Source organism: Algoriphagus hitonicola, assembly GCF_900113375.1.
Lineage (GTDB): Bacteria > Bacteroidota > Bacteroidia > Cytophagales > Cyclobacteriaceae > Algoriphagus > Algoriphagus hitonicola.
In genome coordinates this window covers 40,585-61,512 of record NZ_FOPC01000008.1, presented here as the reverse complement: position 1 = coordinate 61,512, position 20,928 = coordinate 40,585, and the positions used below count along the sequence as shown (strand labels likewise).

At 42.3% G+C, this 20,928-nt stretch carries 20 protein-coding genes; 8 read left to right on the top strand and 12 right to left on the bottom strand.

Annotated elements, in window-relative coordinates:
• Positions 1-5 precede the first annotated feature (5 nt).
• The 8 genes from mraY to BM043_RS11835 form a co-directional block, all read right to left on the bottom strand.
• Positions 6-1,217 (bottom strand): phospho-N-acetylmuramoyl-pentapeptide-transferase, encoded by a 1,212-nt coding sequence (gene mraY / locus BM043_RS11870; protein ID WP_092791918.1) that lies wholly within the window; start codon positions 1,215-1,217, stop codon positions 6-8.
• Between the two features lies 1 nt (position 1,218).
• Positions 1,219-2,682, bottom strand: a complete 1,464-nt coding sequence (locus BM043_RS11865) for a UDP-N-acetylmuramoyl-L-alanyl-D-glutamate--2,6-diaminopimelate ligase (protein WP_092791916.1) — start codon at positions 2,680-2,682, stop codon at positions 1,219-1,221.
• Complete coding sequence (locus BM043_RS11860; RefSeq protein WP_092791914.1) at positions 2,682-4,790, bottom strand: penicillin-binding protein; 2,109 nt, start codon at positions 4,788-4,790, stop codon at positions 2,682-2,684. The genes BM043_RS11865 and BM043_RS11860 overlap by 1 nt, the downstream gene beginning before the upstream one ends.
• Entirely contained in the window at positions 4,787-5,170 is a 384-nt protein-coding gene (locus tag BM043_RS11855) for an FtsL-like putative cell division protein (RefSeq protein WP_092791912.1), read from the bottom strand. Before BM043_RS11855 ends, BM043_RS11860 begins: the two co-directional genes overlap by 4 nt.
• A complete protein-coding gene (gene rsmH / locus BM043_RS11850) occupies positions 5,167-6,078 on the bottom strand; it encodes a 16S rRNA (cytosine(1402)-N(4))-methyltransferase RsmH (protein ID WP_092791910.1) in 912 nt (303 codons plus the stop codon). The genes BM043_RS11855 and rsmH overlap by 4 nt, the downstream gene beginning before the upstream one ends.
• A gap of 3 nt (positions 6,079-6,081) precedes the next feature.
• Complete coding sequence (gene mraZ / locus BM043_RS11845; protein WP_092791908.1) at positions 6,082-6,516, bottom strand: division/cell wall cluster transcriptional repressor MraZ; 435 nt, start codon at positions 6,514-6,516, stop codon at positions 6,082-6,084.
• A gap of 389 nt (positions 6,517-6,905) precedes the next feature.
• Positions 6,906-8,813 carry a M56 family metallopeptidase gene (locus BM043_RS11840; protein WP_092791905.1) on the bottom strand — a complete coding sequence of 636 codons (1,908 nt, stop codon included), beginning with the start codon at positions 8,811-8,813 and terminating at the stop codon, positions 6,906-6,908.
• The gene (locus BM043_RS11835) at positions 8,810-9,184 is read right to left on the bottom strand and encodes a BlaI/MecI/CopY family transcriptional regulator (protein ID WP_092791903.1); all 375 of its coding nucleotides are present in this window, start codon (positions 9,182-9,184) and stop codon (positions 8,810-8,812) included. Before BM043_RS11835 ends, BM043_RS11840 begins: the two co-directional genes overlap by 4 nt.
• Positions 9,185-9,649: 465 nt before the next feature.
• Between BM043_RS11835 and BM043_RS11825 the strand changes: the two genes are divergently transcribed.
• From BM043_RS11825 to BM043_RS11810, 4 genes are all read left to right on the top strand, one after another.
• A complete protein-coding gene (locus BM043_RS11825) occupies positions 9,650-11,191 on the top strand; it encodes a S8 family peptidase (protein WP_092791900.1) in 1,542 nt (513 codons plus the stop codon).
• Positions 11,192-11,320: 129 nt separating this feature from the next.
• Entirely contained in the window at positions 11,321-12,427 is a 1,107-nt protein-coding gene (locus tag BM043_RS11820) for an alkene reductase (RefSeq protein WP_092791898.1), read from the top strand.
• Positions 12,428-12,576: 149 nt separating this feature from the next.
• Positions 12,577-13,347 (top strand): NRDE family protein, encoded by a 771-nt coding sequence (locus BM043_RS11815; RefSeq protein WP_092791896.1) that lies wholly within the window; start codon positions 12,577-12,579, stop codon positions 13,345-13,347.
• Positions 13,337-14,311, top strand: a complete 975-nt coding sequence (locus tag BM043_RS11810; RefSeq protein WP_092791894.1) for a YpdA family putative bacillithiol disulfide reductase — start codon at positions 13,337-13,339, stop codon at positions 14,309-14,311. Before BM043_RS11815 ends, BM043_RS11810 begins: the two co-directional genes overlap by 11 nt.
• Position 14,312: 1 nt before the next feature.
• Here the strand turns inward: BM043_RS11810 and BM043_RS11805 are convergent, their stop codons facing one another.
• Positions 14,313-15,500, bottom strand: a complete 1,188-nt coding sequence (locus tag BM043_RS11805; RefSeq protein ID WP_092791892.1) for an NHL repeat-containing protein — start codon at positions 15,498-15,500, stop codon at positions 14,313-14,315.
• Between the two features lie 109 nt (positions 15,501-15,609).
• Between BM043_RS11805 and BM043_RS11800 the strand changes: the two genes are divergently transcribed.
• From BM043_RS11800 to BM043_RS11785, 4 genes are all read left to right on the top strand, one after another.
• Complete coding sequence (locus BM043_RS11800; RefSeq protein ID WP_092791891.1) at positions 15,610-16,344, top strand: RluA family pseudouridine synthase; 735 nt, start codon at positions 15,610-15,612, stop codon at positions 16,342-16,344.
• Between the two features lie 191 nt (positions 16,345-16,535).
• Positions 16,536-16,763: a hypothetical protein gene (locus BM043_RS11795; RefSeq protein WP_092791889.1), complete on the top strand. Its 228-nt coding sequence runs from the start codon at positions 16,536-16,538 to the stop codon at positions 16,761-16,763.
• The gene (locus BM043_RS19870; protein ID WP_092791887.1) at positions 16,747-17,160 is read left to right on the top strand and encodes a putative toxin-antitoxin system toxin component, PIN family; all 414 of its coding nucleotides are present in this window, start codon (positions 16,747-16,749) and stop codon (positions 17,158-17,160) included. Before BM043_RS11795 ends, BM043_RS19870 begins: the two co-directional genes overlap by 17 nt.
• 227 nt (positions 17,161-17,387) lie before the next feature.
• The gene (locus tag BM043_RS11785; RefSeq protein ID WP_092791885.1) at positions 17,388-17,888 is read left to right on the top strand and encodes a SixA phosphatase family protein; all 501 of its coding nucleotides are present in this window, start codon (positions 17,388-17,390) and stop codon (positions 17,886-17,888) included.
• Here the strand turns inward: BM043_RS11785 and BM043_RS11780 are convergent.
• From BM043_RS11780 to BM043_RS11770, 3 genes are all read right to left on the bottom strand, one after another.
• A complete protein-coding gene (locus BM043_RS11780) occupies positions 17,885-18,976 on the bottom strand; it encodes a DUF4221 family protein (protein WP_092791883.1) in 1,092 nt (363 codons plus the stop codon). The genes BM043_RS11785 and BM043_RS11780 overlap by 4 nt on opposite strands.
• 53 nt (positions 18,977-19,029) lie before the next feature.
• Positions 19,030-19,278, bottom strand: coding sequence for a hypothetical protein (locus tag BM043_RS11775; protein ID WP_092791881.1), 249 nt, complete (start codon positions 19,276-19,278; stop codon positions 19,030-19,032).
• Positions 19,279-19,553: 275 nt separating this feature from the next.
• A complete protein-coding gene (locus tag BM043_RS11770; RefSeq protein ID WP_262481170.1) occupies positions 19,554-20,780 on the bottom strand; it encodes a 6-bladed beta-propeller in 1,227 nt (408 codons plus the stop codon).
• Positions 20,781-20,928: the final 148 nt, after the last annotated feature.

Below are 20,928 nucleotides of genomic sequence, written 5' to 3'. Positions count from 1 at the left end.
TCTGCTTATCTCAATTTTAAAGTAGCCAAGGTGATGACCGCTAGGAGTATCCCCACGATCCAAAACCGAGTTACAATTTTTGCTTCTGGTATATTTTTCTTTTGATAATGATGATGTAGGGGTGACATCAGAAAGATTCGCCTTCCCTCACCGTATTTTTTCTTGGTGTATTTGAAATAGCTGACTTGCATCACGACGCTGAGATTTTCGATGACAAAAATCCCACACATGATCGGTATGAGCAGTTCCTTTCGAAGCGTCAGTGCCAAAACCGCAATCACTCCTCCCAGCATCAGCGAACCGGTATCCCCCATAAAAACCTGGGCGGGATAGGCATTGTACCATAAAAACCCAATGCAGGCACCAATGAAGGCTGAGGCAAAAATTACCAGCTCCCCGGAGTTGGGGATATACATGATATTGAGGTATTGGGAGAATATGGCATTTCCGCTCAAGTAGGCAAAAATGGCAATCGTCAACCCGATAATTGCCGAGGTCCCCGCTGCCAATCCATCGATTCCGTCGGTGATATTAGCGCCATTGGAAACAGCCGTGATGATGAAAATCACCACTAGGATATAAAGCACTGGAGTCATGCTTTCTCCCAAAAAGCCCAAAATAACCTCGTAATCGAGCTCGTTATTTTTGACAAAAGGAATGGTAGTTCTGGCGACTTTTACATCTTGGTAGGCCGGAGTTTCGATTATCCCTTCCTCAATGGAGACAGGGTTTTGAAATTCCCTGATCACCACATCTTCATGAAAATAGAGTGTTCCTCCGACTATAATCCCAATGCCTACCTGGCCGATGATCTTGAATTTGCCGGCAAGTCCTTCCTTATTTTTTCTGAAGACCTTGATGTAATCATCCAAAAAGCCGATTCCTCCCAACCAGATCGTAGTCACCAGGAGAAGAATAATGTAGATATTATCCAAATCACCGAAAAGCAAGGTGGGAATCAAGATGGCCGCGATCATCATCAAGCCACCCATCGTAGGGGTTCCCTTTTTCTGGTTTTGACCTTCCAGTCCAAGATCCCTTACGGTCTCCCCGATCTGACGATTTCGTATCCAGTTAATAATCCGGTGACCAAAAGTGATCGTAATAATCAATGAAAGAACCGCCGCCATTCCTGCCCGAAAAGAGATATAGCGGAATACCCCCGCTCCCGGGATATCCAATACTCGATCCAAATAGTCAAAAATTGGTTCTAACATTTTATTTCTTGGTCAATTGGTTTAAAAATTCACTAACTACTTCAGCATCATCGAAGTGGTGCTTTACTCCTTTGATTTCCTGATAGTCTTCATGGCCCTTCCCGGCGATCAAGATGATATCTCCAGCTTGGGAAAGCATACATGCGGTTTTAATGGCTTCTTTGCGATCCACAATGGTCAGCGTTTTGCGAAGATCACTGGGTCCTACCCCAGCTTGCATATCCTCCAGGATAGCCCCTGGCTCTTCAAATCGCGGATTGTCAGAAGTGAGAATTGCCTTGTCACTTTCCTGCACAGCCAACTTTGCCATAATGGGACGCTTGGTTTTGTCCCGGTTTCCTCCACATCCGACCACAGTGATCAATTGCTCTCCTCCTGTACGGACTCCATTGATGGTTTTGAGTACATTTTCCAAGGCATCCGGCGTATGCGCATAATCCACAATGGCAGTTACACCACCGATAGATATCCGATCAAATCTTCCTTTGGCACCTCTTATTCCCGAAAGGACCTGCATGACCTCATCTTCGTCTTCTCCTAAAAGCACTGCAGTGCCTAAAACTCCGAGGATATTGTATGCATTGAATGCTCCAATCAGTCGAAACCAAACCTGCCGTCCGTTGATATCCAATTCCAATCCTTCTAGTGTATTGGATAGGATTTTGGCTTTAAAATCTGCTGGACTTTTCAAAGCAAAGAATTGACCGACCGCTTTACTGTTTTGCAGCATGACAGTCCCGCGCTTATCGTCACCGTTGATCAGAGCAAAGGCATCTTTTGGCAAATCATCGAATAATTTTTTCTTGGCCTTGATGTATTCGTCAAAGGTTTGGTGATAATCCAGGTGATCATGGCTGATATTGGTAAATACCGCCCCGATCAATTTCAATCCAGCGATCCGTTCCTGCACAATCGCATGGGAGCTTGCTTCCATAAAACAATGCGTACAGCCTTCATCCACCATTTTGCGAAGCAATGCCTGAACACTGATTGCATCCGGAGTGGTATGGGTTGCCGGAATCACCTCTTCCTTGATTTTATTTTCCACTGTCGAAAGCAATCCCGTGCTGTAACCCATCGCCGTAAATAGCTGATGGAGCAGGGTGACCGTCGTGGTTTTTCCATTAGTACCGGTGACAGCAACTACTTTCAGTTGATGAGATGGATTGTCGTAAAAATTAGAGGCCATGATGCCCAGAGCTTTTGCCGCAGACTTGACCTGCACCCAAGTGACTTGAGTGGATTTATCTTCGGGGAGCTGTTGACAAACAATCACCTTAGCGCCATTCTCAACGGCTTTTGGGATATATTCATGCCCATCTACCTGGGTACCGGGTATAGCGACAAAGAGCGATCCTTCTTCGACTTTTCTGCTGTCGAAAACAATGTTCTTGATCTCCACTTCCATGTCACCGGTGGTGGAAATCAGGGATACTTTATATAATATGTCTTTGAGCACGGTCATTATCCTAAGACAAGATTAATAGTGGAATTCGGAGTCAATTTGGTCCCCGGATCAATCGACTGGCTACGAACCAGTCCTTTGCCACTGTAATTCACATTTATTCCTTTGTTTTCAAGAATGAAAAGGGCATCTCGAAGCGGCAGTCCCGACACATCCGGAACGGTCGCCTGATCGGTATCATTGGGCTTCCATTTCACCTGATCATTTTGGGCCACAGTTTTTACCCATTCTTCTGACTGGACCGGGCTGGATTTGAGCCCCAACTGATCCAATATTTGGTAGATTTCTTCAGCCCGTCCGGCTTTCACTTCCGGAAGTATCGATTGTGAAGCCTCAGCACGAAGGATTTTTTCCTGACTGCTGGGATTCAATTCCATGTCCAAAGCATAAATCCGATCTGCGATTTCTTTGAAAACCGGAGCCGAAACATCTCCTCCATAGGCCGCAAAACCAGTAGGACTATCGATCACTACGATCATGGAATATTTAGGCCGATCCGCTGGAAAATAGCCGGCAAAACTGGTGTAGTATTTTTGAGTATATCGACCATTGACGATTTTCTGAGCAGTGCCTGTTTTTCCGGCTATTTTGTAATCTGCATTGGCAATGTTTTTGGCTGTGCCATTGTCCACGACACCCTGAAGCAATTCCTGAAGATTTTTGATCGTTTTTTCGGAAGCAATTTGCTTGCGGATGTATTCGGTCCCGAATTGTTGTTCGATGGTATTTCCTTTGGCAATGGCTCTGACGATGTAGGGCTTGACCATCACTCCATCATTGGCCACAGCATTGTAAAGTGCTAGGGTGTGAATGGGATTCATTTTACTTTCATACCCTATAGAAATCCAAGGAAGTGAGGTTCCATACCAATCTTTGGCTCCGGGCTTTTTGAAAAATGGTTTTCCTTCTCCTGCCAGCTGAAACCCGAAAGGCTGATCCAAACCCACCTTCTCGATATAGGCCATAAACTTCGATGGACTGGAGCCAAAGTGGGCATCCACTAGTTTGGAAATGGCCACATTGGAGGATTTTTCGAAAGCTTCGCGAACGGTGATTGTTCCAAATCCTCCATTTTTGGCATCCCGCATGGTTTGATTATAAAATCGGTGCGAACCCGTTCCTGTCTCGATTTTTTCCTCCAAACTCACTTTATTTTCTTCCAAAAGCGCCAGCATCGACAGCAGTTTGAAAGTCGATCCAGGCTCGGTATTACCCTGATCTCCGATGGCAAAATTGTAGTTTTCACCGTAGGTATTACTTCCTTTATTTTTTTGAAGATTCGTGATCGCTTTGATCTCTCCTGTCTTCACCTCCATTACTATCACCGATCCAAAAGCAGCATCCCGATTCATCAATTGGCGAAGCAAAGCTTTCTCTGCCACATCCTGAATATTGACATCCAAGGTCGTCAAGATATCGTAACCATCCTCAGGTTTGACATCCTCTGCATCGAAGACGGGTTTCCACACACCCCCAGCCAACCGCTGAAAAAGTGCCTTTCCATCCTGACCTTTGAGGTATTCATTAAAGCTATATTCGATACCCGCTCCGTATTCATTTTCATTTAAAAAGCCCACCGTGCGACTTGCCAATGAACTGAATGGCCGATACCGCTTTTCCACTTTTTCAAAAAGCACTCCTCCTCCCAATCGGCCATCACGGAAAATCGGCCATTGGGACATTTTCTGCATATCCTGATAGCCTACTTGCTTGCGGTTGAGCACGATGTATCGCTTATTATCCCGACGGGCATCCGTGATCAAGCGCTTGTACACTCCCGCCGATTTGTCCTTATAGTATCCGGATAATAATCTGGCTAGAGAATCGATTCCAGCATTGTAACGCTCGGCCTTAGCCATCGTGGGATCCATCGCCACGCGATAAAAAGGCAAACTCGTCGCCAGTAAACTCCCGTCTCCTGCATAAATATTGCCTCGGGTGGCAGGGACTTCCCGATATTGAAAGTTGATCGTTTCGGCTTTAGCGCGCCATTTATCTCCCTGCTCAAACTGAATCGTAGCAATACGCATCGGTATTGCCGCTGTTGCAAGCGCAATCAGGATAAAAACTATCCTTACTCGGAGCACTATGGAACGCTTAATATTCAATCTTTCAGGGTTATTTTAATGGGTGGTTGTTCTAATTCTACAATTTCTTGATTGGCCACTTTTTTGGCCAGTTCGGACTGCATGCTACTCAGCATATATTCTGCTTCCAGTGTAGTGACATCGGCCCGGAGGTCTTCCACTTCCTGTTGTACTTTTTCGATCTTGCGGACCATATTATCTGCCCGGTGATTTCCCCAGATATAAATAAGTCCCAAAAGCACCACAAAAGAAACCGGCGGGACAAACTGCACGGGAACACCCTCACCGAGGAGTTTGGTCACATCGAGTTTCTCCTCAATCCAGGTAAAAATGGTCTTTCCAGACCCAGCTTTGGGCTTGTTTCCGCTTTTCAGTTTCTTACGAAAGGTATTTTGACTCATAGCTTTACCTTTTTTGCGATTCTCAATTTGGCACTGCGGGCACGTGGATTTGCCTCGATCTCCTCAGCATCAGCCACCACCGCACCCCGACTAACTGGCTCCAGTGGGCGAATGGGATTTCCGTAAAAATCCTTTTCCAATTCCCCATGGAATTTGCCCTTTTGAATCAGATTTTTGACCAAGCGATCCTCGAGGCTATGGTAACTCATCACCACCAATCTGCCTTCTGGCTTCAATACCTCAACTGCTTCTAAAAGCATTTCTTCCAAAGCCCCCATTTCATCGTTGACTTCTATTCGAAGTGCCTGAAATACCTGTGCGAAATATTTAAACTCTTTGCCTCTGGGAGCAAATTTTTTCAGGAAAGCCGTAAAGCCTTCTGTTGAGGAAAAAGGCGATTGATTTCGTTCGGAGACAATAGCCTGAGCTAAAGTCTTGGCATTTTTCACTTCGCCGTACATTCCTAAAATGCGATGAAGCTTTCCTTCATCATAAGTATTCAGCACCTCCTTGGCACTCACAGCAGCCGATTGATTCATTCGCATGTCCAATTCCCCTTGGAATCGGGTCGAAAAACCTCGGCTGGGTTCGTCAATCTGATGGGACGAAATCCCCAAATCCGCCAAAATCCCATCGACTTGCTTCACTCCATAAAGCCTGAGGTATTTTTTAAGATCCCGAAAATTAGCCTGAACGAAAGTGAATCTGGGATCATCCGGCACATTGGCCAAGGCATCCTCATCCTGGTCAAAACCATAGAGATGACCTCGATCCAATTGATTCAATATCGCTCTGGAATGTCCCCCTCCACCAAAAGTCAAGTCCACATAGGTCCCATTCGGATCAATAGCCAAGCCTTCAGTGCATTGGGCTAGCATCACTGGGATATGGTATACAGCTGCTGTCATGGCTTATGAGAGGTATTTTTCCATCAACGCGGACAAATCCGCCGGATCCGGCATGACGTGTTTCGCATGATTTTCAGGACTCCAAATCTCTATTCGTGTTCCGTTTCCGGCGACTACTACATCTTTTTCGAGACCAGCATAGGTCTGAAATGATTTGGGTATCAAAAGCCTTCCTGCACTATCCAACTCCACATCGACTACCGTATTGAAAAATGCCCGCTGAAGGGCGCGCTGCTCAGGATTATTAATATTCAGGGATTTGATCTGATTCTCCAGCTTTTTGTATTCGACCATGGGATACAGAGCCAGACATCGATCCTCCGCCATCCGAAGCATCAAAGTAGTCCCATTGGCCTCTGGAACCGCTGCCTTAATCTTTGCCGGCAGGGCCAGACGACCTTTCGGATCTAGCTTACAATCGTAATGGCTGTTGAACATTTCTTCCTAGTGCTTTTTCGAGTTTTTAGTAAAAACAAAAGTAATAAAATGATTTTCACATTCTACCACTTTGCCCCACTTTTTCCCACTTTGGACTAAAAGTAGCCAAAAGATTGATTCTACCCAATAGTTTGACAAAAATTTCTTGGATTTTTTACTTGGTTCTCAATTGCTTAGATGCTGGCCAATGCAAGTAAAAAATGCCTGATTTTGAGGGAATTTTATGCTTTTCAAAAGTGAATCACATTCTCTACGAGATTCAAAAAAAAGTCAAGGGTAAAAAGTGGGAGATTTTCCCAGAAAAATTCTTCAAAATCACTTTGAGCCCTCCACAATAAAAAAAGCCCCGATCATCGACCGGGGCTTTTCCAAAGACATCAACACACAAATTAATTATCTTTTTCCTTTTTCATTTTTTCGAGTTCGGCTTCGAGGGATTTCTTGAACTCTGCCATCTTTTCGGCATTTTCCTTTTCCCAGGCTTCCATCTTTTTTCGGAACTCCTCCATTTTGGGCTCATTGGATTCTTGCCATTCCTTCATTTTGGCCCGAAACTCCTCCATTCGTGGCTCCTGCTCTTCTTGCCAAGCTTTCATTTTCTCTTCCCACTCTTTCATTTTTGGAGCCATTTCAGCTTCCCACTCTTTCATTCGGGCCTGCTGACGTACTTGGAGTTCCGCCATTCTCTCCTTCCATTCGGTGGATCTTTCTGCCATTCGCTCGCTAAATTCTTTCATGCGCTCTTCATGCTTTCTCTGCCAATCTTTGCGTTCTTCTTCAGTCATTTTGGTGGTGTCTGAAAAGAAAAATACACCAGGTGCTTCCCCTTCAAACTCGAAAACAAAAGGTGCATCGGGGGGAAAGAAATCCATGTCAAAATCCTGCATAAACCCTTCTGGAAAAGGAGGCATAGGAGTCATTGGCGCCATTACAATTTCAGGAAAATCTTCAAAATCCATCGTCGGAATCTCATCCAGATTCATGATTTTGCTGAAATTGAAGGTAGTGTCCCCATTTACGATCAGGGTATCTCCATTCATTCGGAATACAAAGGAATTATTGTTTCCACGCTGCCGGATCACTACCTGATTTCCATTTTCATCCGTCCAAGCTTGATTCCCGTCTTCTTTACTAATGACGACGACTTTTTTCTTCTCCTCCGATGTCGTATCCGCTGGAATAGCAGCTTGCAGGGGAGCTATGCTGGAAAATGCATCCAACATGGGATTTTCCAAGGCAATCTCAGGAAGTATTTCATTAAGGGACTCTTGGTCCACTTGCTGTGCTGCCGTAATCAGGCTCGCACTGATGATCAATGACAAAATCATAGGAATAGTGATTATAGGGTTTTGTGGATAGTTTTGAGCGGGAAGTCCCAGCATTCTTCGGATTCGGTTTAGCGTTGGATTTCTTTTTTTGGCTGCTGCCAAAGCGAGTTCGGGGGTTTGTTCATTTGCGTAATTGAGCACTTCAGCCAATGCCTCTGCCAGCACTTGAGGTGCTACTCCAGAGGAAATAGCCAAATCATCTGTGGCATTTTCCCGGAGCTCCTTGATGGTCTGATTGATCCACCAAAAGCAGGGATGATAGAAAAACAATACTTCCATGACCGTTTGAATCAGGTTGATCAAATAATCATTCCGTTTGATATGCGCGAGTTCGTGTGCCAAAATAGCTTCCAAATGCCTTGGAGAAAGCTGAAAAATCAAGCCTGCAGGAATCAAAATCATCGGCTTGATTAGCCCCATGGCCATTGGCGAAAGTCCGTCGGCAGTTATTTTCAGCTGGGGATTTTTGACCATCCCCATTTTCGTGGAAATTTCAGAAACTAATTTCTGAAGTCCTTGATCTTTATTGGCTTGACTTTGATTTCGAAGATTTCTGACAGCTGATAAATTGGTAAACAACCGAACCAAAAACAGCACTGCCCCAAAAAACCAGACATTGACCAAAAATGGCAGTAGACTTTCTATCCAAGCGGTAAAATCGGACAGTAGTGATGGACTATCCGTAGCACCAATTTGGGCATTCCAATCGATCAAAACAGCCACCGGAGAGGCATTGCTCAGGGAGTTTAAATTCAATTCGTACCAAAGCGTCCCCACGCTCGTCAAAAATCCCAAGCCAAGACTTGCCAAGGCCAACTTGTATTTGAATTGCGGGGATTTGTGGGCAAAGATTTTTAATCCTCCCCAGAGCAATCCCGCCAAGATGATCCATTGCCAAACAGAATGCACCAAGGTCCAACCGAGGACCTGAAGTAAACTTTCGGGTAGCCAGTCGTTTAATAAATTCATGATTTCTTTTGTTCTAAATCATCCAAAAACGCGCGAATTTCATCGAGTTCCTCACGAGAAGGATTATCCTGTCCCAAGGCCTGCATGACCAAATTTTTGGAAGAACCTCCAAAAGCGGTGGTCATCAGATTTTTCAAGAGAGACTTTTGAGTGTCCCCTTTTTTGATCTTTGCCCGATAGATATGAGATCGACTTTGATCATCTCTGTCCAACAACCCTTTGGCATGCATGATTTGCATGATTTTTAAGGTCGTCGTGTAACCGGTCTCCTTGGTCTCAGCCAATCGCTCGTGGATTTGCCGGACACTGGCTTCTTTCATTTCCCAGAGAAGTGAAAGAATTTCTAATTCTGCTTCGGTTGGTTTATTCATGACGTGTTATACGATAGCTTTCGTACAAAGTTATACGAAGCGAATCGTAATTTCAAAAAAAAGTGCGATAATTATCGTATTAAAAAATCTTAAATCCTGGTTTGTGGAGGCTTAACAGATTTTTTAGATGATTTTACGGGACTATACCAGTAGCAAAATATCTTTTTATATTGGAGAAGGGGCTTCGCTTCGCACAAAACAGACGAGTGGAGACAGAAGTCTGCTTAAATTGAACTTTTACCCCGATTATAGTCTGTTTGATTTATTTCCTGCTGTGAAAGCGAAAAAAATAATTTTTAGAAAAAAGGATGAAAGCTCAATTTCCGTATATAAAAAACCGAAATAGCGAAACAAAAACATTATTTAATTTGCTAAAATTATTTTGAGCACTTTTTTATTTCTTTTTTTACCTTTTTTTCAAAATAAAATATAACTTACTTTCATAAACCATCAACTAATAAAAAGATGAAACATTTTAAAAATTTCACCAAGGCCAAATGGTTCTTACTTTTTGGTCTCGCATTTTCAGTTTTTGCCTGTACGGATACAGAGCAGACGGTTAATTTGACAGATCCCGAACTGGCAGCAAACAGCCAAGAATCCGAGATTATTCCGGGAAGGTACATTGTGGTATTGAATGAGAGCAACATTCAGTTTAGGAAAACCAAAGATTACGAAAGTGCCCAAGCAGGCATGCGTGTAGTAGCCAATGATTTTGCTGCTCGATATGATTTGGAAGAATCTCAAATTGATCGAGTTTATGGAAGCTTGATTTCTGGATTTGCTGCTGAGCTTGATCAGGAGCAGCTACGGAAGTTAGAAAATGACCCAAAAGTCAAATACATCGAACCTGATGGAATAGTCACCAAGTATTCTACCACACAAAATCAAGCTACTTGGGGAATCGACCGGATCGATCAAACCAACCTCCCGCTTGATGCATCCTATACCTACACTGCCACAGGACAGGGAGTCACAGCTTACATCATCGATACGGGAATCCGGACAGACCATGTGGAGTTTGGAGGTCGTGCACAGCGAGGTTTTGATGCCTTTGGGGGAAACTCCGAAGACTGTAACGGGCATGGTACTCACGTGGCAGGAACAGTAGGGGGCACAGTTTTCGGTGTCGCCAAAAATGTCAATCTCGTAGCAGTACGAGTATTAGACTGTAATGGATCAGGGACATTCAGTGGGGTGATTGCTGGAATGGACTGGGTAGCAGCTAATGCAAATGGGCCGTCCGTCGCTAATATGTCATTGGGAGGGGGAGCAAGCTCTTCCATAAATGATGCAGTCACCAAAATGTACAATGCAGGGGTTCCCGTCATGGTAGCTGCGGGTAATTCAAATGCAAATGCCTGCAACTACTCTCCTTCCAGCGCGGCTAATGCCTACACGGTAGGTTCCACAGACAAAACAGATAGTAGATCTAGCTTTTCTAATTATGGAAGCTGTGTAGATATTTTTGCACCAGGCAGGGGTATTACAGCCGCTTGGTACACCAGCACAACTGGAACCAATACTATCAGCGGTACTTCTATGGCTTCCCCTCATGTAGCTGGGGTGGCGGCTCTGTTTTTGGAAACCAATCCAAATGCAAGCGCACAAGAAGTTTATGATTTTATCAGCAGCACTTCTACCAAAGGCGTGGTAACTAACTCAAATTCTGCAAACAATCACATGCTTTATTCTCTCGGTACCACTGATGGCGGAGGAGGAACTGATCCTGAGCCAGACCCTGAGCCATATCCAGAACCTGAGGACCCAGCATCTATTGATCTTTCTGCCAATGGATTTAAAGAAAAGGGTCGATGGGGAGCTAATCTGTCTTGGTCCGGAAACACCGGAAATGTGGACATCTACAGAAATGGAAGCAAAATCGCTACGGTATCCGGCACCAGTTATACCGACCAAACCAATAATCGCGGTGGCGGAACCCTCACTTATCAAGTATGTGAAGCAGGAACTTCCACTTGCTCCAATGAAGTGACGGTTAATTTCTAATCCAAATCAAAAATTCAATCCAAGCCATCGGGGACATCTCCGATGGCTTTTTTTTGATTCAATGAACTATCACAAAAGCTAATTAGTTGTATATACATAGATTTTAAAAAGCTAAACCAACATTTATTTATGAGTAAGCAAGCACTTTTATCTCCGCTAGTAATGGGAGATTTGAATTTAAAAAATCGCGTATTTATGGCACCCATGACCCGAAGCCGGGCGGATAATCCAGAAAATGCGCCTTATGCCATACACGTCAACTATTATCAACAGCGCGCTTCTTCCGGATTGATCATCACTGAAGGATCTCAGATCTCCAAAAAGGCAGTGGGTTACATCAATACCCCAGGCATTTATTCACAGGCTCAAGTAGAGGGTTGGAAAAAAGTAACCGAAGCTGTCCACGCAGAAGGCGGTCACATTTTCATTCAGCTTTGGCATGTGGGTCGAATTTCACACCCTGACTTTCACAACGGCGAATTGCCCCATGCACCTTCCGCAGTCAATCCCAATTCAAAATCTTATACCCCAGAGGGCTTCAAGGAAACCGTAGCCCCAAAAGAAATGACTTTGGAAGACATCAAGCAGACTATTTTAGATTTCAAAAATGGAGCTAAAAATGCGATGGAAGCCGGGTTTGACGGAGTGGAAATTCACTCTTCCAATGGCTATCTACTTCATCAGTTTTTCAACAATTCTTCCAATCAGCGGACAGATCAGTACGGAGGAAGTATCGAGAATAAGGCTCGAATTCTTTTCGAAGTAATTGATGCGATCAAGGAAGTCATGCCGGAAAACCGAATCGGTCTGCGTCTAAACCCATCTCTTCACGGAGCATTTGGCATGGAAGCCGATGAGGAGACCATCCCTACTTTCGATTATATCGTGAATAAACTCAACGAATACGATCTGGCTTATTTGCATTTATCTGAGCCCTTTACAGATGTGTCTGAAGTGGAGTTTTTGGAACCTAACATCGCAAAACGCTATCGTCCGATGTACAAAGGAACCTTGATCATCAACAGCAATTTTGATCAGCAAAGCGGAAACCAAGTCATCGAAGACGGTTTGGCTGATGCCGTTGCGTTTGGTAAACCGTTCATTTCCAATCCAGACTTGCCTGAGCGCTTTGCCCAAAACGCATCGTTGGCAGATTGGGACCAAGATACGTTTTACACTCCCGGTGAAAAAGGTTACACCGATTACCCAAGCCTCGAGGAGGTAAAAGTTGATTAATTCACCCTAAGGAGGCTGTCTCAAAAGAGAAGATTGTCACATTGAGCGAAGTCGAAATGTGGGCTAGGACGTTAGAAATGGCCTTCGACTCCGCTCAGCCTGACATTAAAGCTATTTATTAGACAGCCTTTTTGTTTTATCTTTAAATTATGTGTTTGGTTACCTTTTCCTGGAAAGAACATGCAGAATTTCCCTTACTCATTTCCGCCAATCGGGATGAGTTTTTTGAGCGGCCCACGGCAAAGCTTCACCAGTGGGATGCTGGTTTTTTTGGAGGAAAAGACCTGAAAAGCGGTGGCACTTGGATGGGTGTTCATCCCAATGGACGCTGGTCCCTGCTGACCAATTTTCGGGATTTTCGAAAAATGGGACATGGGAAAATTTCCCGTGGCAAATTGGTGCAGGATTTTCTGGAAGATTCCATTTCGCCAGAGGATTATTTGAAAGAAATCGAAAAAGTAAAAAACCGCTATGAGGGTTTTAATCTGCTGGTTTCAGATGGTGATCAACTCTTGTATTTCAGTAATTTTGGTTTGGGAATTAATGAAGTCAAACCCGGAATTCACGGTCTGAGCAATGGACTGATCAATGAGCCCTGGCCAAAAACAACTTTAGCAAACCAGCAATTGAAAGAAACATTAGATCAAGAGATTTCTCATCAAAATCTCCTACAAATTCTCAAATCCAAAGAAACCTATCCGGTCGAAAAGCTTCCTGACACCGGAGCGCCCAAAGAACTGGAAATCGCGCTTTCTGCCCAACTCATTCGAGCCAATGGAAACTATGGTACTCGCTCCGCAAGCTCGATAATTTGGAACAAATCCGGGGAGATTTCTATTACAGAAAGAAGCTATGACTGGGACGAGCAAATCTTCAGCGATACGCATGAGCAATTTAAACTAGATAAAAATGAGGGATAAAATTTTTGATGTAATCATCGTAGGAGGAGGTCCGATCGGATTGGCTTGTGGCGTGGAGGCGCAAAAACAGGGATTGGATTACTTGATTTTAGAAAAAGGCGCTTTGACCAATTCCATCTACAATTACCCGATCAATATGCGATTTTTTTCCACATCGGATCGCCTGGAGATGGCTGGAATCCCATTTATGTCAATCGAAAATAAGCCCACCCGGACAGAAGCCTTGGAATATTACCGTCGCATTTATTCCCATTTTCAGCTCAATGTAAATCTCTACGAGGGAGTAAAAACCTTAGAAAAATCTGGGGAAAATTTCCTGATCACCACAGTAAAAGGTAAATACCAAACCCGGAAAATCGTACTGGCTACTGGTTTTTATGATTTGCCCAACTTAATGAATGTACCCGGCGAAGATCTCCCCAAAGTCATGCACTATTATAAGGAGCCCTGGCCATTTATCGCCCAAAAAGTATTGGTGGTCGGCGGGGCCAACTCGGCCGTGGATGCAGCCCTAGAAACTTGGCGCAAGGGTGCCGAAGTGAGCATGGTGTTACTCGGAGATGAGGTCGATGAAAATGTGAAATATTGGGTTCGCCCCGATATCATGAACCGAATCAAGGAAGGCAGCATCAAAGCCTTTACCCGCTCCAAAGTCAAGGAAATCCGGGAAAAGGAAGTGGTCATTGCAACTCCCGATGGCGAGGTCACGATCGAAAACGACTTTGTACTGGCCATGACGGGCTACAAACCCAATTTTGCACTCTTGGATCAGTTGGGAGTGGAATTATCGCTGGACGAAAAGCGCCAGCCTTGCTACGACCAAGCCAATCAGGAATCCAATGTACCGGGTGTTTACCTAGCGGGAGTAGTCTGCGGAGGATTGAATACTCGGGAGTTTTTCATCGAGAACTCCATTGTGCATGCCGAGTCGATCATGGGAGATATTTCAAAAAAACTAAGCTAAATCACTCGATTCGAAGCTTTCCCCAATAGACGGTAAATTCCTCAGCCTCTTCTCCCGGATCAGGCTTCCTCATCCAATGAACCTTCCCTTCAATAATCTGAAAACTTTCGTAGTGCATGGAAGGAAAATCAACCGGAAAAACGTTTGCCTCTAAATCCAAATAAACTGTTTTTGGCCGAGTTTCGGCTATGATTTGTTTAAATCCGTCGGCTGTTGCTTCCTTGTTTTTATATCGGGTATAATTGTCCTTGTCCGTAGGGCGGGTACTGTAACTCAACAAAAATCCATTTTCCACAGCTTCCAAAGCTTGGATCCGCGCCGGAAAAGGTTCGGTAGTTTGATCCGTGATTTGAGCCATTTGAATTTGCCCAACTTCCCATCCTTCATTTTCTTCAAAACCGGGAAGCTCAATTCTTTTGCTGGATTCCAGTTTAGGTTCGCCATCATTCCAAGCATAGGTATAAAGCACAGGTTCATTTTGAAAGACAACATAAAGTTTATTGGCCTTTTCATTCACCACAAATCGAGGTCTGAAATCCTCAAAAGGAAAAACCTTTCCACTCAGAAATTTTGATCCTTCGGGAAAAGGCAAAATCAAGCGATGTTCTCCAGTTTGCAAATTTGTCAACACCAAGTTCTTCCTATTTTGAAGGTATTCTGCGGTATATTCTCGCTCAGCTTCCAACTTGTCCAAGGAGTAAAGAATAAATGATTGACTTTCGATTTTGACCAATTCATTGACTCTGAAAAGATTAAAAGCTCCTCCAAAACTCCACTGACTGGCCACTGGGTTGGCGCGGCTAAGCAATTCCCCATCTTTAGCAAAAACCCGCAATCCCTGATCAATATCCAAGATTACAATTTCTCCGGAATCGGAAATATCCAAATTTCTAGCAGCCATGGAAAAAGCTCCGGGCACATCCCCGGTTTTGGTCCATTTATTTACCAAATCTCCATTTTCCCGATCAACAACATAAATCGTAGAGGCGGGTGCATCTCGGAAAACCAAATGCTCCCGATCTCCATCCTGAAAGATAAAGGTGGAAGCAAGAACATCCTTAACAACAGTAGAATCTTCTGCGATCAGAGAAATTGTTTTGGTGTCATCATTATTTTCTCCCTCCTCAATTCTTGAATTAGAGCAGGAAAAAATTAAAAGAAGGGCTGAAATAATCAACAGTAACTTCATAGAATCTTAGTTTTAAACTACTAGTATACAAAATAATAATTAACATTTCTTGGGTAAAAAAGAAGACTGTCAATTACTCCCCCACAAATTCCCTACCTTTGCAAAAGTTATGAAAAAGAAGCCCTTCAACGTCGTTTACGAAGACAATCATTTGCTCGTGGTCAATAAAGCTGCGGGAATTCTCGTCCAAGGGGACAAAACCGGAGACAAAACCCTCACCGATTATTGCAAGGATTATATCGCCAAAAAATACGATAAGCCCGGAGCGGTTTTTTTGCATCCTGTTCATCGATTGGATCGGCCGGTAAGCGGTTTGGTGGTTTTTGCGCGAACCAGCAAAGGATTGGAGCGCATGATGGAGCTTTTCCGCAAGCGGGATATTCATAAAGTTTATTGGGCGATCGTCAAAAAACGTCCTCAGGAGGAAATGGGCAAACTCACCAATTGGCTGACCAAAGACGAAAATAAAAACATCGTCACGGCGCATGAGCGGGAAGTACCGGGTTCACAAAAAGCCGAACTCAACTACAAGACTCTCGGCAAACTCAACGATCATTGGCTACTCGAAGTCCGGCCTGTCTCCGGTCGTCCGCATCAGATTCGGGTACAACTGGCCTCGATGGGATGTCCAATTCGGGGCGATTTGAAGTATGGTTTTGCCAAGCCCAATCCCGACGCTAGCATCAATCTGCATGCTTTTAATTTGGTATTTGTTCATCCGATCAAAAAGGAAAAGCTGTATTTGCGTGCCGCATTGCCAGAAAATGAGTTTTGGGAGCAGTTTTTGGAATTTGAGGAAATCAAAGCCAAGGACCAGCATTTGGACAATACTTTTTCAGGGTAATTTATTTTCTCCCGCAAAGTATTGAAGAGTCAAAGAGTGCTCGTACCCGCCCTACCGTAAAAACTTCATTTTTCTGCCGTCGTCTGTGTCATCACAGACGACCACCTCCTGATTCATGTATTTTAACCATTTTGAGACTACCTGTTTTTTCAGATCAAACCTTTTTTACTAAATTCAAGTAAACGAATTGTATGAAGACGATAGCCTTAAAAATCAAATCGAGCGATATTTCTAAATATGGTCTTGAGGACGTAGAATCTGTAAATTTCAACGAACTAGTAGATAAAATAAGCCGAGACTTAGCCCTTGAATCCTTAAAAATTGCTCAAAAGTATGCAAAAGCTACAGACTTGTCAAAGCTTACACTAGATGAAATAAAAGCCGAAGTTCAGGAATTCAGAAATGAAAGTAGTTCTTGATACCAATATTTTAATCTCTGCTTTGATTTCCAAAAGTTACCCTTCCAAAATTCTGGAAGCTATTTTTAAAACCCCTTCCATAGAACTTTGTCTTTCTGAGGAGATTTTTCGAGAATATGCTGAAGTGCTCGCAAGACCCAAATTCTCTCGTTTTAATGATTTTTATCATCATGCCCTTATCGTCTTACACCAGATTAAAAGAATAGCTGTTTTTTACAACCCTAAGCGAAGTGTTGATATTCTAGAAGACAAAAGTGACAATAAATTTCTAGAGCTTTGCCTTGAATGTAAAGCGAACATCTTAGTGACCGGAAACTTTAATGACTTCAATATTTCCAAATTCAGAAATACCCAAATCCTTTCCCCGAAGGAGTTTTATTTGAAGTTATCAAACTAAAATAGCTCAGGTGGGACCCCAGAAATTTTAAATACGATAGAAATACAATTGAAACAAGCTCTTTTTCGTCGGGTGAGATATTTCAAGGAACGGATTGAGGTATATTTCGTGAGGCGAAGCCAAACCTATTTCACCGAGCATAGCGAGGTATATTTCACGATGTGTATTTCATCGGGCGAAGTGAGACGTATTTCCACTATATTTCGCAAAGCATATTTCCATTCCTAATGAAAAACTTAATCTTCCTTTTCACCCTTATCGGTTTATTGGCATCCTGTAACTCCCAAAATAGTCCCAAAACCATCTATATCGTTCGGCATGCCGAGAAGCAACTTGTGGAAGATCCTGACCCCGAATTATTGCAAGTGGGTCAGGTCAGAGCAAAAAAACTAGCCCAGATACTCGAAAACCAAGAAATCAAGCATGTCTTTAGCACGGATTATAAGCGAACACAACTGACCGTTCAGCCTACCGCTCAGCAAGCTGGCCTTGAGATTCAGTCCTACGACCCCAGCAACCATGATGCACTTGTGGAGCAGTTGCGAAGCTTAGAGGGCAATATTCTCGTCGTCGGCCATAGCAACACCGTCAGTCAACTGGCTAATTATTTTGTGGGAGAAGGAGAAAAATACGAAGACCTGAAGGAAATCGAATATGATTTTATCTATGAGGTCAGTTTGGAGAAAAACGGGAGTTCGGTGGTGAGGAAGTTGTATCGAGATTATTAATTTTTATTGCCCAAGGCTTTTACATCAAACGAATGGTACCGAAATGCCGCCTCATCAGGCATTTCATTAGAAATTGCAAATACATGGGATTCACTGGGTAGAAACCTTCCTAATTTATTATCGATTTCAATTTCACCCCAACTCCCGTCCCATTTGATCACTGTCAAATAATCCTTGCCGGTAGAAACTCCATCCCTATATTTTCTGTGTTTCCTCAAAATCTGATTTTGTGAAGGGTCCACTATCAAATCAATAAATTGAGTTGACTCACCCACTTCGCCTATAGTTGATCTCGAATAATTTTCAAATGCAATAGGTTCTGTTGCCTTAAAATTTGTTGGCGGTATAGAAATTTCCTTTGTCTCATTTGTATTCAAATCAACAAGATAGATCTCTGGCAAATATCGAAAGGCATAAACCAATTTTTCACCATAAACTGATATTAATGGAGGCAATGAGGGGTAGTATCCTTTGTTTTCTTGAATAAGGTTTTCGGGTACTTTAAGCTCTAAGTATTCAGCCCTTTCTTCTACTAGAGAATACCTTAGCAGTTCAATTTTTTCATCATACGATTGAAATCGATTTTGATGCGAGTTGAAATCTTTCACCCAAAGGAAAACATCTCCCGTTACCGGGTCCCAATTTGAGCGAAAAATGACGCTAATACTTTTTCCATTAATTCCAGACTTTTCAAGAATAGCTCGGTAAAAAATCTCTTTAACTTTTTCTCCATCAAGATTGAGTATAGCAAGACTTTCGGAGGTAGAAACAAAAATTTGATCCTTAAAAAGTAGGGATGAAAATACATTGGGCGGTATCGAATTTAGACCGAAAAAATCGACTTTCACTCGACCGATCAACTTCTTTTGTACTAAATCAAATAACTGAAACTCTTCCCTGCTTCGATCAAAAGACAATAAAACCCCTTGACTATTGATTTCTGAAATTCCAGGAACAGTAAGAAAAGATTCTTCAGATTCATTAATTTCAAAATCCGCTATTTCGTCTATTTGAAAAGACTCTCTAGATTCTTTCTGATTACACGCCAAAATTATTAAAAAAATGGCCGAAATAATTTTATTTCTCATAAGACGGAATGAGCAGGTATTTTCCTGCTCACTTTAAACCACAAATTATTTTTTTAGTCTCCAAAAGAAGGACAATCTGCATTTGTCCCATTTAAAGCTACTTCATAAGGCTCCGGGATTGTATCAGGCTCACAGTTATCTATCCAAACTGTATCTCCCTGACAGCAATTTTGATCAGCATCATCTTTAATGGCTTGCCTTTCACTTTCAGTACAACCATAGTAAACCCCGCTACAAGCCATTCCTACAGAGATTTGGAATAATAACAACAAGGTAAGTAAACTAGCAACAATAGTTTTCATAATAAATAAATTGAAATAAAAAGACCAAATTACAGCTTGGCCGATAGCTGCGAATAAGAAAAAAACCGGCTTAAAATCTTTATCTGCTTAAAACTATTTTTTTTTTTTTGCGAAACTCCAAAATTAATTTAAAAATTTTTTGAAATTTTTTTCTCAAACCACCCACACCTCTATCCCCTTCTCTTCCAGCTTTTCACGATAGATTTCAGGAATTCCCAAATCGTTAATAATGTCATAGATATCCTCGAGTTCGCAGAATTTTCCTTCCCCATTGACTATTTGAATTCCATAATCAGTATAGCTGGCTGGTCAAAATCAATAACATTATCCAAAAAATCAGAAAGATCAAGAGTTAAATTTCCTTGCTTTTCCAAAGATGCTTTAAACTTCTCCACCCCAAGATTTCTCAATTGTTGAAATTTAATTACGGAAATTGCAACGTTTTTAAAAGATGAAATGGGAAAGGAAAAGAATGGCATACCGGGAAGATCAAAATTAATATTGGAGCCATAAAACCGCTCATTTGATACTAAGCTTTCGAAATAGTAAAAAGATCTCCCACCAAATCTCCGAAACTCCAAACCATAAATTCGGTTGGTGACAAAACTTCCTCCATGGGAGAAAAACTTACGATCTTTTTTCCTATCATCAACAAATGAAAGACCTTCACCAACCAAATCTTGTTTTTCAATTCCTGCTTCCAATTTTACAGAAACCAGTTGATTCAATACTTCATCTTTTCCATCTATCCTGAATAATTCATTACTAAATCGTGGAAAAAGATAAATGTCATGCCCATCAGAAGAAAAATAATCTCTTGAGAAATAATTACCATGAGATTCTAGCTTTTTTTCAATGCTGAAGCACGATTTTACTTGAAACTCAGAATTTAATATAAAATATACACAATCAGTTAATCCTTCAATGTGTCCATTTGGTAAATTTGCTGTAAAAAACAGATAATCATCAGTTTTTAATTTCCTGAAGTTTTGAGCCCGAACTGGGATTTTTAGCTCCTCTATGAACTTCCCATTAAAATCAAAAAATAGCACTTTAGAGAGCTTTCCGTCAAATAGTAAAATTTGTTTTTTTTCTCGATCTATGTCAAAATCATAAATCTCTAAGAATTCTCTTGGACCCTCTCCTGATTTTTCAAGGTAAACTACCTCATTGCCAGTTCTCCTTTCAAAAACTTGAAGAGTGTTGGTGATATATTGATCCATTACAAAAATCAAAGAATCAGTAAATAAAATCTTATCAATATCACCTAATAAATGGCCTTCTTTATTTTTCAGCTGCAGATATGAAAATTCTGAAATCAAATCCGAAAGATGAATATCCTTACCTATTTCACTCTGATCTATATTTACTTGATTGCTTTTGTTCAGGATTTTAAAATCAGTTTGTGAAATTGAATTGGTCGAAACCCAATCAAATTTTTGGTTTGAATCCTCATTTTCAAGCTGATTGGAATTTTTACACCCAAAGAATGAAATAAGCATGCCCATAATGAGCATGCCTTTTTTGTTAATGAAACCCATATTTAGGAACAGTCTGATGCCCAACAAAGACTATCTCCATCCTTGCAGACTTGTTTAGTCCCCTCCCAAGTTTCAGTATATTCAACCTCAACTCCTGCTATTTTGACAG

Bases quoted from the DNA above. Each gene is read 5' to 3' on its own strand.
- mraY (WP_092791918.1), bottom strand. From the start codon at position 1,217: ATGTTAGAACCAATTTTTGACTATTTGGATCGAGTATTGGATATCCCG.
- BM043_RS11865 (WP_092791916.1), bottom strand. From the start codon at position 2,682: ATGACCGTGCTCAAAGACATATTATATAAAGTATCCCTGATTTCCACC.
- BM043_RS11855 (WP_092791912.1), bottom strand. From the start codon at position 5,170: ATGAGTCAAAATACCTTTCGTAAGAAACTGAAAAGCGGAAACAAGCCC.
- rsmH (WP_092791910.1), bottom strand. From the start codon at position 6,078: ATGACAGCAGCTGTATACCATATCCCAGTGATGCTAGCCCAATGCACT.
- mraZ (WP_092791908.1), bottom strand. From the start codon at position 6,516: ATGTTCAACAGCCATTACGATTGTAAGCTAGATCCGAAAGGTCGTCTG.
- BM043_RS11840 (WP_092791905.1), bottom strand. From the start codon at position 8,813: ATGAATTTATTAAACGACTGGCTACCCGAAAGTTTACTTCAGGTCCTC.
- BM043_RS11835 (WP_092791903.1), bottom strand. From the start codon at position 9,184: ATGAATAAACCAACCGAAGCAGAATTAGAAATTCTTTCACTTCTCTGG.
- BM043_RS11825 (WP_092791900.1), top strand. From the start codon at position 9,650: ATGAAACATTTTAAAAATTTCACCAAGGCCAAATGGTTCTTACTTTTT.
- BM043_RS11820 (WP_092791898.1), top strand. From the start codon at position 11,321: ATGAGTAAGCAAGCACTTTTATCTCCGCTAGTAATGGGAGATTTGAAT.
- BM043_RS11815 (WP_092791896.1), top strand. From the start codon at position 12,577: ATGTGTTTGGTTACCTTTTCCTGGAAAGAACATGCAGAATTTCCCTTA.
- BM043_RS11810 (WP_092791894.1), top strand. From the start codon at position 13,337: ATGAGGGATAAAATTTTTGATGTAATCATCGTAGGAGGAGGTCCGATC.
- BM043_RS11805 (WP_092791892.1), bottom strand. From the start codon at position 15,500: ATGAAGTTACTGTTGATTATTTCAGCCCTTCTTTTAATTTTTTCCTGC.
- BM043_RS11800 (WP_092791891.1), top strand. From the start codon at position 15,610: ATGAAAAAGAAGCCCTTCAACGTCGTTTACGAAGACAATCATTTGCTC.
- BM043_RS11795 (WP_092791889.1), top strand. From the start codon at position 16,536: ATGAAGACGATAGCCTTAAAAATCAAATCGAGCGATATTTCTAAATAT.
- BM043_RS19870 (WP_092791887.1), top strand. From the start codon at position 16,747: ATGAAAGTAGTTCTTGATACCAATATTTTAATCTCTGCTTTGATTTCC.
- BM043_RS11785 (WP_092791885.1), top strand. From the start codon at position 17,388: ATGAAAAACTTAATCTTCCTTTTCACCCTTATCGGTTTATTGGCATCC.
- BM043_RS11780 (WP_092791883.1), bottom strand. From the start codon at position 18,976: ATGAGAAATAAAATTATTTCGGCCATTTTTTTAATAATTTTGGCGTGT.
- BM043_RS11775 (WP_092791881.1), bottom strand. From the start codon at position 19,278: ATGAAAACTATTGTTGCTAGTTTACTTACCTTGTTGTTATTATTCCAA.
- BM043_RS11770 (WP_262481170.1), bottom strand. From the start codon at position 20,780: ATGCTTATTTCATTCTTTGGGTGTAAAAATTCCAATCAGCTTGAAAAT.